At 60.9% G+C, this 12,782-nt stretch carries 10 protein-coding genes and 1 pseudogene; all 11 read right to left on the reverse strand.

The annotated features are described in order from the left end of the window. Window positions 1–15 precede the first annotated feature (15 nt). On the reverse strand, window positions 16–882 hold the full coding sequence (gene icmH, locus JTY93_RS14245) for a type IVB secretion system protein IcmH/DotU (protein WP_205475617.1): 867 nt from the start codon (window positions 880–882) through the stop codon (window positions 16–18). Window positions 883–886: 4 nt separating this feature from the next. Next, window positions 887–2,209 carry a type VI secretion system baseplate subunit TssK gene (gene tssK, locus JTY93_RS14250; RefSeq protein ID WP_205475618.1) on the reverse strand — a complete coding sequence of 441 codons (1,323 nt, stop codon included), beginning with the start codon at window positions 2,207–2,209 and terminating at the stop codon, window positions 887–889. A 1-nt stretch (window position 2,210) separates the two neighbouring features. Next, window positions 2,211–2,696 (reverse strand): type VI secretion system lipoprotein TssJ, encoded by a 486-nt coding sequence (gene tssJ / locus JTY93_RS14255; protein ID WP_205475619.1) that lies wholly within the window; start codon window positions 2,694–2,696, stop codon window positions 2,211–2,213. A gap of 5 nt (window positions 2,697–2,701) precedes the next feature. After that, complete coding sequence (tagH, locus tag JTY93_RS14260; protein WP_205475620.1) at window positions 2,702–3,829, reverse strand: type VI secretion system-associated FHA domain protein TagH; 1,128 nt, start codon at window positions 3,827–3,829, stop codon at window positions 2,702–2,704. Window positions 3,830–3,844: 15 nt separating this feature from the next. Then, complete coding sequence (locus JTY93_RS29095; RefSeq protein ID WP_240344141.1) at window positions 3,845–3,982, reverse strand: type VI secretion protein TagU; 138 nt, start codon at window positions 3,980–3,982, stop codon at window positions 3,845–3,847. 41 nt (window positions 3,983–4,023) lie between these two features. Beyond that, entirely contained in the window at window positions 4,024–5,547 is a 1,524-nt protein-coding gene (locus JTY93_RS14265; RefSeq protein WP_205475621.1) for a sigma-54 interaction domain-containing protein, read from the reverse strand. Beyond that, a pseudogene (gene tssH / locus JTY93_RS14270) lies at window positions 5,547–8,121 on the reverse strand (type VI secretion system ATPase TssH). The gene JTY93_RS14265 and the pseudogene tssH overlap by 1 nt, the downstream one beginning before the upstream one ends. A gap of 2 nt (window positions 8,122–8,123) precedes the next feature. Beyond that, window positions 8,124–9,140 (reverse strand): type VI secretion system baseplate subunit TssG, encoded by a 1,017-nt coding sequence (gene tssG, locus JTY93_RS14275; protein WP_205475622.1) that lies wholly within the window; start codon window positions 9,138–9,140, stop codon window positions 8,124–8,126. Then, window positions 9,104–10,873 carry a type VI secretion system baseplate subunit TssF gene (gene tssF, locus JTY93_RS14280; protein WP_205475623.1) on the reverse strand — a complete coding sequence of 590 codons (1,770 nt, stop codon included), beginning with the start codon at window positions 10,871–10,873 and terminating at the stop codon, window positions 9,104–9,106. The genes tssG and tssF overlap by 37 nt, the downstream gene beginning before the upstream one ends. Further along, entirely contained in the window at window positions 10,863–11,282 is a 420-nt protein-coding gene (gene tssE, locus JTY93_RS14285) for a type VI secretion system baseplate subunit TssE (RefSeq protein ID WP_205475624.1), read from the reverse strand. The genes tssF and tssE overlap by 11 nt, the downstream gene beginning before the upstream one ends. 14 nt (window positions 11,283–11,296) lie before the next feature. Next, entirely contained in the window at window positions 11,297–12,772 is a 1,476-nt protein-coding gene (tssC, locus tag JTY93_RS14290; RefSeq protein WP_205518870.1) for a type VI secretion system contractile sheath large subunit, read from the reverse strand. Window positions 12,773–12,782: the final 10 nt, after the last annotated feature.

Raw genomic sequence — 12,782 nt, forward strand, 5'->3', positions numbered from 1 at the left:
TGATTGCTCCCTGCGTTACAGCGGTGTCCGGATGATGTCCGTGGTGTTCGGCAGATAGGGCTGGAGCACGCTCTCGCGCTGCTCTCCAAGCACCCAGGCGAACCCCGCGTACAGAATGACCAGGCCCATCACGACAAAGCCCCAGACCCAGGTCGCCGAAACAATGCGCATCGCCTTCCGAGGTTTGCGTGTGGGCGATTGCCGAGCCCCAGAGGCCAGTGGCGCGTCCCCGCGCACATGGTTGATCTGTCGGTACAAGGCGTCACGAATGCCGTCCAATTGCAGCAGGCCACGCTCCATCACCCGGTATTTGCCTTCAAAGCCCAGCGCCAGGCACAAGTACATCAACTCCAGCATCGCCAGGTGCTTGATCGGATCCCTGGACAGTCGCTCAAGCAGCTCGAAGAATTTTTCGCCGCCAAAGGTTTCGTTGTGGAAGCGGCTCAACAGGCTTATTTGCGACCAGTCGCTCTGGCTGCCCCATGCCGTGGTGACCACCGCCTCGTCTATTACGCTGCACAACACATAGCGCGCCGCCATGATCTGGCTATCGAGGATTGCCTCGTGGCGGGCCTGGTTTTCGAAGCGCGTAATGCCCGCAGACAACCGCTCATTAAGGGCATGCAGGCCTTCACGGGCTGGGCTGCCCTTGAGTCGAACCACTTCCGACAACAGCTCCCAGGCCAACGTCACCAGCGGGTTGAGGCCAAGCCTGAAGTGCTGTGCGCCGTGCAAGTGAGCGGCATAGATCATTCGGTCCTCAAGCTGTTCAAAGCGTGGCGGCGCCTCGAAATCGGTCATGGCGCCCTGCGCCGGGCCGAATCCCTGACGATCCAGCAGGACCGTCCTGTCATCCTGCGGGTATGCATTTTCCGTCGTCATCGGTTCAGTTCCTGATAGCCCAGAATTTCAATTCAAGATCGGCAAACTCACCACTGACATGGAAGGCGAATCCACCTGAATGCTCCAACTGCTCCAGGTCACGGGCACTGAGTTCGAGCATGAAATAGGTTTTCTCGGCATGGAACGGGATCTGCCGTGGGGCCACGGCCATCGGTTTGACGTGAATGCCCGCCAGGTGCAGGTTGACCAACTCGCGAATCCGCTCCACCGGCCCGACTTTCAGGTGTGCCGGCAGCCGCAGCCGCAATACCTCCGAATCGCACTGAGCACTGACAGCCAGGATGAAGGTTGCCGAGCCCAGCAGGTTCAGGTCATTGACCGGGCACACCAGCACGCCGTACTGACGGGGCTGCAGTACCAGTTCGATGGCGTGTTGCTCCAGCACCATCGACAGGACCGAACGAATCTCGGCCATCAGTTCACCAAAGCTCGGCCCCTGGTCGCTATGTCGGTAGCGCCCTTCAAAACAGGTGCGCTTTGTCGCGTTGGAAAATGTCGAAAGCTCTCCCAGCAATCCAAGCAACGCCTGATACAGCGCGTCGGGGCCAAAGCGTGGTTGGTCCAGGCAGTGTCGCAGCGTCAACTCCGTACGGTTGATCAACTGCAACATCAGAAAATCCCCCATCTCGGCCCCGGCTGCCTGGCCTGCGCTGCGCAAGCGTGCGGCAATCGCATCACCGCGAAATGCCAATAGGCTGACCACCTCCTTGAGGCAAGACAACAAAAAGGGCGAGCCATGCAGGTGCATGAATGTCGGGGAGAACGTGCTATCGAGTTGCACAACGCCTTGGGCATTGCAATCCAGGACCTGTGCGACTTTGAGCCTGACGTAGGTCTGGATCTCATGATCATCGCCCAGCAGCAAGCGAAAGTCCGCGCGTGCACAGCTTATGGCACAGCGCGTGTCTTCGCCGGCATTGGCGTCTGCCACTTCCACTTCGTACGTGGTGTAGCGGGCCAATACGTCTGTTTGCGCTGGGTCGCGTACCTCGGCCGCATTGCCGGTGAGCATTGGCAAGGCCAGGTATACCGCCTGGCTGGGGCTGTTGGCTGGGATTTGCATCACCAGCGGCGACGCCATGTCAAACAGGGTTCCGTCCGGCAGCACACCACTGGCCTGGTTAACCACCACCTTGCCCATGTCGAGATATTGCGGGTCGATTTCCAGCGTCAGGAACCCCCAGGCGTAACCCTGGGACAGTTGACTGCGGCGGGTCAGTTGCTGGTGGTAATAGCGGTCGTTGTGCTGCAAATGTTGAGGGCGCAACAGCATGCCTTCCTGCCAGATGACTTTATCAATCAGCATGTCAGCCACCTGCCTTGGCGGATTGCATATCCGTTCCGTGCACGCCTGCTTCATCAAGTAGCAGATCGACACGGGTCCGTGACTCGGCGGCCAACGGCACGACATGGCGCCATCGCGCCTGGGGCAAATCACGGTAGGCTGCCAACACACCGATGTAGCGACTGCCCGGCGTTGCACTGAGCTTGAGTGCCACCTGCTCACCCGGGCGCAGTTCCCACTCTTCGCTGCTTATCAGGTCCTTTGGCAAAGTGTTTTCGGCACGGCCATACAGGCTGAAAAAATCCGCGTTCTCGAAGGCCACAGGATTTCTGAGCTCCAGCAGGCGCACCACGATCGGTGAGGGCCGGCCATGCAGGTCCGGGTTGACCAGATCACTGGCGGTCAGCGTCAGGTCGAGCTTGGTCAGCGTTGAATAGGGAGACAGATTGCTGCAACCGGGCAACAGCCCCAGCACAGCGATGAGCAGAACGGAGGGAGTGCGTGACATGAGGCTCATCCAGAACAAGTACTGTGAAGGGTGGAAACCAGGCGTACCTGTTCCGTGTAGGCGTTGGCAAAATCCTCGTTGAGTAGGCGCTCACTCCAACCGTCATCCTCGATCAGGCGTTGATAATGGCGCAGGTAGGCCCGCCAGTAGGCGCCGCTTGTGGGGATCCGCGGCGTGTTGCCCTGCTGCTCGAAACGAACTAGCAGCTGCCCTGGCGCAAACGCGGCCAGGGCTCCGCGCACTGCCGCTCGACAGCCTGCGAGCACCGCGACCTGATGAACCTGCAAATCACGATAAGCCTGGGTAACCAGCAGCCCGGCGGGCAGTTGCCCCTGCTGATCGGCCTTCAGCATGGCCTCCAATGCTTGGGCGCCCGCCGTCAACGGACTCTGGGCACAGATTGGCCCGCGACCGACCGCCATGCTCAGTTCACTTTTCAGCTCTTCATGGGTGTGCAGGTTCTGTTGCAGCCCGTCGATGGCCTGCTTGAGCAAGCCTGCGACCTGGATTGCCAGCGCTTGCCGCCCGGGCTCGTCGAGAGGGTCCAGGCACACACCCAGCGCTTGGGAAAAAGCACGCCAGAACAGCCCGTGGTCATCGGCAGCCGGTGCACTGCCTACGGGTGACGAAATCGTCGGCGCAGGCTCGACCAGGGTCGGCACAGTCACGTGGTGCCGCTCCACAGCGCTGGTATCCGTCCAGCGCGGTGACACACTCGCCGGAGCCTGGCTATCGGTGGCACCCACGGGATCCAACTGCAGGAACGCGTCATCCGGAATCAGCTTGTCGCTAGGAATCGGTATGCCAGCGGTCTTCACAAACTGCGTGCGAATATCAAACGGGCCCATGCGAAATACGGTGCCGTGGTCGATAGGCCGGGCCTGGCCCTTGCGCAATCGCACGGCGCTGTCCCCCAGACAAATGCCATTGCTGCTGATGTCCGTCAGAAAATACTGATCGTCGCGAAAGCTGACCAAAGCATGATGACTGGACAACTGGCGGCTGGGATCGGGGATGACCCAATCGCAATCGGTGCCACGGCCGATCACCCCTCCGGTGCCATCAAATATTTTGTTGCGGGTCGAGTCGGGCATGCCTTGCCCATTGCCACAAATTTCAAATACCAACTGCATACAAGGTCTCCTGGCTTATTGCCCGCGCTGGCCGGAGCGCGGGTCACCCAGCGGCCGGTAGTCATCGTCGTCAAACACGTAATTTGCCGTGCACCCATTTAGCGCCAGCACCAGTAGACCAAGCCGCAATAGCTGCCATCGAGAAACAACCATCAAGCCTCTCCCATTGAATTGAATTCGACCGAGCGCAACATTCAGCCCCCTTCCTTGACGTCACCGAAGGGGATATTCAGCCGCGCCAGGCGATACAGCAGGGTGCGCCGCGCAACCCCCAGCTCCCGGGCGGTGCGGGTGCGATTGCCACGGTTCTTGTGCAGGCAATCAATCAGTAAGCCCCGCTCGACGCGCTCAAGGCGTTGGCGCAGCGTTGCATCCCTGGCCGGTGCGGGTGAGTCCATTGGCAGCAAGAGATGTTGCGCCAGGATGACCCCGTCATCGCACAACAGCACGGCTCGCTCCACCAGGCATTTAAGTTCGCGCACGTTGCCGGGGAAGCTGTGGCTCGATAGCTGATCCAGGGCCTGGTTCGACCAGGACACCGGGGATCGCCGCTGGGTGGCGCAGGCCTTGGCGGCGAAATGCCGAGCCAACTCCCGCACATCGCCTTCGCGTTGGCGCAGAGCCGGCAGTTCGATCGGAAACTGAGCCAATCGGTAGTAGAGATCCTCACGAAAACTGCCCTGGGTCACCATCGCCCGCAGGTCACGGTGGGTGGCGGCAATGATCCGCACATCCACTTTGTGGGCGGTGCTGGCACCCAGTGGGCGTATTTCACCCTCCTGTAATACCCGCAATAATTTGGCTTGCAGCGACATTGGCATGTCGCCGATTTCATCGAGCAGCAACGTACCGCCGTCGGCGGTATCGAACAGGCCAGGACGATCCCGGTCGGCACCGGTAAAGGCGCCCTTGCGGTAGCCGAACAGTTCGCTTTCCAGCAATCCCTCGGGGAATGCCGCGCAGTTCTGTACGACAAAGGCCTTGGATCGGCGCGGGCCCATGACATGGATCGCCCTGGCAACCACCTCCTTGCCGGTACCGGTCTCACCGTGCAGCAGCACGGTGTAGGTGCTGTCCAGCACCTTGCCAATCAACCGGCAGGTATCATCCATCGCCGGGCTGTTGCCTATCAGGCCAAGACCTGCGGGACGCAGCACGCTGTCGAGCGCCGGGCGGACCGGCGCCGGCGGGTTGAGTGCCAGCAGAAGCGCCCGCTGACGCAGCGCAAAAGCCCCCAACTGCCCCAGTGCTGCGGCGCACCCCTGCAGGTCCTGGAAGCGTTGCGTCACGCATAACAGCACGCCCCTCATGGGAAGGTCTCGATGGGTGATCGGCACGCACAGCAGCGACTGCCAGGGCTCCCGACCGGATGGAATGAAAGCCGTGTCATAAATGCTGCCTTGCAGGCCGCAGATGCTCAGGGGGCGCTTATGTTCCAGGGCAAAGCGCAGTAGTTGCTGGCCCTGTTGGTCGACCTCTGCGCCTGCGCCGATAGGCCAAGGCCCTTCTTCTCGCCGGTGTTCGGCAGCCAGGACCAAGCCGTGGCCAGCCTCATCTGACAGGTACACCTGGCTGAGCGAGCACTGGCTCAACTGCACGGCGGCATGGACAAGATCGCCAGGCACACTTGCCCGATCACTATCGATGCCCAGGCGCAAGAGCCATTGCACCAGTTGTTCGGCAGCGTCCAGCGGCGGTGACAACGGGTTGTCCCTCATCACGCAAACTCACAGATGAGGTGACCGTCGCCATCCAGCGTGCCGTGGGCACGCTGCACATGCTCATCCCTGGCCATGGCCTCAAGCAGGCGATCGACGACCAGGGGCAATAGATTGCCGTCGATCCATTGATCGACATACCGCGCGCCGCTGTCGCTGCGGATGCAACGTTTTGCCAGATAATCGACCAAGCGTGGGCAGTAGCTGAATGCCAGGTGCCGCTGCAGTAAGCGTTGGCCCAGGCGCTGCAATTTGCTTTCTACCAACTCATGTATCACCGCATCGTCAAGCGGGTAGTACGGCACTACGCCCATGCGCGCCAGCAGCGCCGGCCTGAAATGCTGGTTGAGCAGGGGCGCAAGTGCGTCCTGCAGTACTTGCGGGGTGGGCCGCTGCGTAGCGCCGCACAAGTCGATGATGCAGTCGCTGCCAAGGTTGGAGGTCATCAGAATCAGCGTGTTGCGAAAGTCGATCTCGCGCCCCTCGCCATCATTGGCCCGCCCTTTGTCGAATATCTGGTAGAACAGGTTCATGACGCCCAGGTGCGCCTTCTCGACCTCATCAAGCAGCACCACCGAATAGGGCTTTTGCCTGACCGCTTCGGTCAGCACCCCGCCTTCGCCGTAACCGACATAACCGGGCGGAGCACCAATCAGGCGCGACAGCGAGTGTTTCTCCTGATACTCGGACATGTTGATGGTGGTCATGAACCGCTCACCGCCATACAACAGCTCGGCTAACGCCAGCGCCGTTTGCGTCTTGCCAACGCCACTGGGGCCAACCAGCAGAAAGACGCCCACGGGGGCATCGGGACGGTTCACGCCGGCGGCAACCGCACGCATCGAGCGATCCAGCATCTGGACGGCCTGTTCCTGGCCGAGAATGCGCGTGCGCAGATCGGTGGCAAAGTCGAGAACCTTGACGCTGTGTTCGCAGGCCACTTGGCTAAGCGGAATCCCGGTCCAGGCGCTGATCACTTGCGCCACCAATCGTGGGCATACTTCGAAACTGACCAGGCGCTGCGGCGTTTGCTCCGCCAGCAAGCAGCTGTGGGCTTCGCACAGTTGCTGCTCAAGCACGTCGATGGCCTGCCCTGCCTGACGGGCCTGGCTCAACTGTATGCGCAGGGCCAGTACCCGCTCGGCCATCTCGCGCTGGCGCGTCCAGCACTGCTTGAGGCGCTCATGTTCGCCGTGGACGGTTTCCAGGCGCGCAGCCAGGACCTGCAGCGCACCAGGGTCAATGGGCAACCCGGCGTCCCGGTCGCGGCAAAGCGCCTGATGCTGGCCGCTAATTTGCGCCAGTTGGGCAGCCACGGCCTGCAACTCCGGTGGGGCAGTCGCCAGGCCGATGCGCACACGGGCGCAGGCCGTATCGAGCACATCCACAGCTTTGTCGGGCAACTGGCGCCCTGCCAGGTAGCGTGCCGACAGTTGCGCGGCGGCAACCACGGCGTCATCGCGCACGTACACGCCATGACTGGCTTCATACACCGAGGTGAGACCGCGCAGGATCGTCACCGCATCATCGACACTAGGCTCCAGTACATGCACCGGTTGAAAGCGCCGAGCCAGCGCCGGATCCTTTTCGAAGTACTTCTTGTACTCCGACCAGGTGGTGGCAGCGATGGTGCGCAGCTCGCCACGGGCCAGCGCCGGCTTGAGCAGATTCGCCGCGTCGCCGCTGCCCGACGAGTTACCGGCACCGATCAAGGTGTGTGCCTCGTCAATGAACAGAATCACCGGCACCGATGAGGTATTCACTTCCTCGATAACGCCCTTGAGTCGGCGCTCGAATTCGCCCTTGATGCCGGCGCCCGCCTGCAGCAGCCCCATATCGAGGGTGAGCAGGCGCGTATCCTTGAGGGCCTGCGGCACCTCACCCTGGACAATTTGCCTGGCCAGGCCCTCAACAAGCGCGGTCTTGCCGACACCGGCCTCCCCCCACAATGATCGGGTTGTTCTTGCGCCGGCGCGCCAGGATATCGATCAACTCCCGGATCTGTGTGTCTCGGCACAATACCGGGTCGATCCGGCCTTCACGGGCCTGCTGGGTCAGGTCATGGGTGAAACGCTGCAACAGCGACTCATGGTGGCCACAAGCGCTCGCCGCGCTTACCTGGGCATGGTCGTTCAAGGCGAACTCAAGCAGGCGCTGCGCGTCGAGGCGCGCCAACAGCACCTGATAGCGACTGCCCGCGTGATGCAACGGGTTACGCAGCAAGGCGAGGATCAAGGCCGCGTCACTGACATGGGATTGCGCCAACTCCAGCTGGGCCACAACCAGCGCTTGCTGCAACCATTGCACCAGCAACGGTGCAAACACCGGATTACGCGAAGTCCCCTGCCCCATCCGGGGCTCAAGCGCCGCTTGCAGTTCGCCCAGTTCGATGCCGGCATCTCGCAGCGCACGGGCCATCAGCCCTTCTGGATGCTCCAGCAGCGCTAGCAGTACGTCTTCCACCAGCACTTGCGCGCCGCCTCGGGCCACGCAGCGTGCGGAGGCGCGCTCCAGGTCATGGCGAGTTTCAGTCGCCAGCACGCGAATCAGTTGCTGCAAGTCCACATTCATCATATTCATCCATCCGTCCCGGGTTTAGTGGTCAGCGTCAGCACGCCATCCGCGCGCGCCTGCCCCATCCATGTGGTCCATCCCAGCCGACACACATTGCGTTGGCCTATGCGTAGTGCCTGCACCTCCCCACGGCGCAGGATCAGGCGCAGGTCGTAGTCCAGAGGATCGCGTACGGCAAAGCGAATCAGCGCGCGGAGCGGCGAGTAGCTCGCGCCGCCGGGTAAAAAATAATGAAAACGCTGCCAGTCGAGGTCCTGGATATGCACCCTGAACTTACCGGCACGGTCGGCCACCTGCCGCCCAAGGACCAGGTCCTGCCCCAGACGGCTGCTGCCACGCGCCAATTGGTTGCATTGCCTGCGGGCAATCACCACCTTGCGCTTGACGCATTGCTCGATCAGCACCTGTGAGTGCTTGAAGTAGTAACGCAGCACCGTTTCGATAAGCGCCGCCGAATGGGCGCGCATACCCAGCAAGCCCAGGTAGGGCAGCAAGCGATTCCAATCCAGTGGTGTCGCGCTGCGAATGGCCCGACCGCCCAGGCCTATCAGGGCGAACATCTGCTCGGAAAACGGGTCGCTGGCCCCCGCTCGAAAACACGCCCGGTAGCGGTACTTGCGCCACAGAGGCAACATCAGCCGATGCAAGCGGTGGTGAAATATGTCGAGAAAGTCCGCGACAGGATTACCGCCCGCGCGCTCGGTCAATGCGTGTTCGGCATAAAATGCCGGCAGTGGCGAGTTCGCCCCCACCAGCCCCAATACGTTAAGGCGCAAGCGTGCCCGCAGTTGCCCGCGTTCGACAAAGAACGTCACTCGGTCAATGTCGTTGCCGGGAAATCCCAGCCCCGGATTGGCCTGGAACTCCAGGTGTTCATAAAGCGCCTCATCGTCAAGGGATGGGTGGGCATCGCGCAAACGCTCAATGACCTGCGAGACCGCCTGGAACAGCGAATACTCGCGAATAGTGCGGGACAGTTCGGTTAAAGCAGGGCTTGCTGGCCCATCCGGGACGGCCATAGGTACACCTCTCCTTGTGTGCTGGTAACACGCAGTTCGTGATACGAGTTAAGGCTCGCGTACAGCGCAAAAAACTCGTTGAGGACCGAGGCAAACACAAAGAGGTCGCCCTCTCCGAGAAAATGCTGGAGGTCGACAATCAGGTCGATTGCCACACCTCGAATCGGCAAACCACCGTGCAACCGGTCGATGGGACGCTGACTTATCGAACGCAATCCGCCCAAACGACGGATGCTGACTTTTTCGGCCTGGCGGTCGTGGTAGCGTGGCAAGTCATAGGTTTCGAGTACTACTTTCAACGCATTGATGTCGCTCAAGGACAAGTAGTTGAGCGACATGTTGCTGATCAGCTTCCACAGAAAACCGCTGTCCAGCGGCGGCGCAATGCCAGGGGTGGCGGCAGTGATGTTGCGAAAGGACAGGAGCTCGGGTGTTTGCTCGCAGGCTTGATTGATGTCACCGATCCGCAATTTGCGCGGCAAGTCATGGTTGGTACAGGTCAGTTCGACGGACAGGGTTTCTTGATCCTGGGACTGGCGGATGCCGAAGCTCAGGTAAGTATCCAGGCCGGTGTGTTGCACCGAAGGCCGCTGGCGAATGCTGTAGCTCGCCGTCTGCTGGTCGTGCTCGAACGACTCGAACGGCACATAGGTCTGGTAGCCCAAACCACCCGGACGCCATCCCGTGACCTGGTCTACGGAGAACACCCCACAGTGGCCTGGCGCATAGTCGGCACCCAGCAGCAGATACTCGTCTTGCTTGCCATCCAGTCGGATCGGCACCCCATCGTGCTTGAACAGGTTGACCACCGGCGTACAAAACAGCTTCACGTTGTCCCGTGTGGGGAGTACCTGTTCGGGATTGCGCTGGCGCAGCTTGAAGCGCAATTCAAAACCCCGGGCCTGCTTGAGCAAGTCATCCGGCAAGGTTTGCAGCACATCCAGGCCGCCGACGTCGACAAACAGGTACTTGTCGGGGAACGCGAAATATTCCTGTAGGTGCCGATACCCGGTGAATGCATTCGACGGATAGGGCAACAACGCTTGCTCTTGCGAAAAACCTGCTGGCCGAACCCCTGTGGCCGGTAATGGCAATGACAGGACTTGCCCGTTGCCCGCAAGCAGCGGCTTACCCGCGCTATCGAGCAGCAGCAGTTCAATGTCTTGCAGATGACGCAACAGGCTCACGTACAGCATCTGGCTGACATACCGTTCCCCGGCAAAATGCAAGCGCAAGTGCTCAAGCGCCAGTTCACCCAGATGCCCGTCGGCGGTCATCTCCAGGCGCAGGTTCAGCAAAGCCCCCTCGCCTTGCGCCGAGTAATCCAGCGCATTGAGTTGCAGGGGCAGCACATCCGTTGCATAACAGGTGCGAAAGCGGCAACGCTCACCATCGATTGCCACACTCTCCACCGGTGTATCCCGCTCCACCGTGATCGCGGGCCCGGCACGCAGCAGCGGCGCGAACTGCAGCATGCTGAACGCCGGTAAGGGCCGCATGTAATTGGGCCACAACAGGTGCATCAGCGAATGGCTAAGCTCCGGCAACTGATCATCGAGTTTCTGCCGCAGGCGGCCCGTCAGGAACGCAAAACCCTCAAGTAGACGTTCTACATCCGGGTCCCGGCCACTGTCCCCAAGGAACGGGGCAAGTGCCGGGTTACGTTCGCAGAAGCGTCGCCCCAAATGCCGCAAGGCATTGAGTTCACTTTGGTAATAGTGGTTAACAGACACCGGGGGAGACCTCCACGCGCCCATTGCCTGCCAGGCTCGCGCTGAACACCACGTCTTGCATGACCCCGTCGATATTCAGTGCACCCTGGATATCAAATGCCAGTGCCAACGGGTCGCGTCCCTGGGGCAATGGGACGACCCGCACATGACTCAAGCGCGGCTCGTAAGCCGCGATGAAACGCTCGATCAGAAAGCGTGCCTGGCTGAGGGACTCGTGCAGGCTCAGGCGCATGTCATTGAGATCCGGCAAGCCATAGTCAGGCAGCGTCTGCACACTGCCCGCCCGAGTGCTGAGCATATTGCCCAGGTGGATGGCCACCGAGGACGCGACGCAGGCGAATGGCGTGCGCCCCGCCAACGCAGGCGCAGTGCCTGCAAGGCGCTCAAGAAAACCGCTGTACTGACTCATCTCAAGCCCCTGGTTCATTCTTTATCGAGCTTGCCAACCAGAAACAGGGTGAAATCCGCCCCCATGTACTTGAAGTGCGGGCGTACGCTGAGGTTGATGCGATACCAGCCTGGCTCGCCCTCCACATCACTGACAACAACCCGCGCCGCCCGCAATGGACGGCGCCCCCGGACCTCGGCGCTGGGGTTTTCCTGGTCCGCCACGTACTGGCGAATCCACTTGTTGAGTTCCAATTCCAGGTCGGTACGTTCCTTCCACGAACCCAACTGCTCGCGTTGCAGCACTTTCAAATAGTGCGCCAGGCGGTTGACGATCATCATGTACGGCAGTTGGGTGCCGAGCCTGTAGTTCAGTTCGGCTGCCTTGCCCTCGGCACTGATCCCGAAGTACTTGGGCTTCTGCACGGAACTGGCGGAAAAGAATGCGGCGTTGTCGCTGCCCTTGCGCATCGTCAGGGCAATGAAGCCCTCCTGCGCCAGCTCGTATTCGCGACGGTCGGAGACCAGTACTTCTGTAGGAATCTTGGTTTCGATTTCGCCCATGCTCTGGAAATGATGCAGCGGCAGGTCTTCCACCGTGCCCCCGCTTTGCGGGCCGATGATGTTGGGGCACCAGCGGAAACGGGCAAAGCTGTCAGTCAAGCGCGTGGCGAAGGCATAGGCAGTATTGCCCCAGAGATAATGCTCATGGCTGCTGACGACATGTTCGTTATAGGCGAAGGTCTTGACCGGAGAATCCACCGGGTCGTAGGGCGTTCGCAGGAGAAAACGTGGCACCGTCAAGGCGACGTAACGGGCATCCTCGCTCTGGCGGAAGCTCTGCCACTTGGCGAATTGTGGCCCTTCGAAGTGGTCCTGCAGGTCCTTCAGGTCTGGCAGGCCGGTAAAGCTCTCCAGGCCGAAAAAACCAGGCCCGGCGGCGGCTATGAATGGCGCATGGGCCATGCAAGCGACGCTGGAAACATACTGCATCAGCCTGACGTCGGGCGCGCTGGGTGAAAGGAAGTAGTTGGCGATGATCGCACCCACGGGTTGCCCACCGAACTGACCGTATTCGGCGCTGTAGGTATGCTTGTAGAGCCCCGACTGAACAACCTCCGGTGAGTCTTCGAAATCATCCAGCAAGTCTTGGCGCGAGACGTTGAGCAGCTCAATCTTGATGTTTTCCCGGAAGTCGGTGCGATCCACCAGCAACTGCAAGCCGCGCCAGGCCGACTCCAGCGCCTGGAACTCGGGGTGGTGGAGGATTTCATCCATTTGCCGGCTGAGCTTGGTGTCGATCTCGGCAATCATCCGGTCTACCAGTTGCTTCTTGACCGGCTCCCCACGGTTCTGTGGCTTGACCAACTCCTCGATAAACGCCGCGACGCCGCGCTTGGCGATGTCGTAGGTTTCATCATCGGCTGTGAGGCGGGTCTGGGCGATGATGTCATCGAGAATGCTGTATCCGGTATCTAAAGGGGCCGCATGGGCGTTAGGGCTGGGGGTCATGTTGTCAGTG

The organism is Pseudomonas hygromyciniae, assembly GCF_016925675.1.
Taxonomy (GTDB): domain Bacteria; phylum Pseudomonadota; class Gammaproteobacteria; order Pseudomonadales; family Pseudomonadaceae; genus Aquipseudomonas; species Aquipseudomonas hygromyciniae.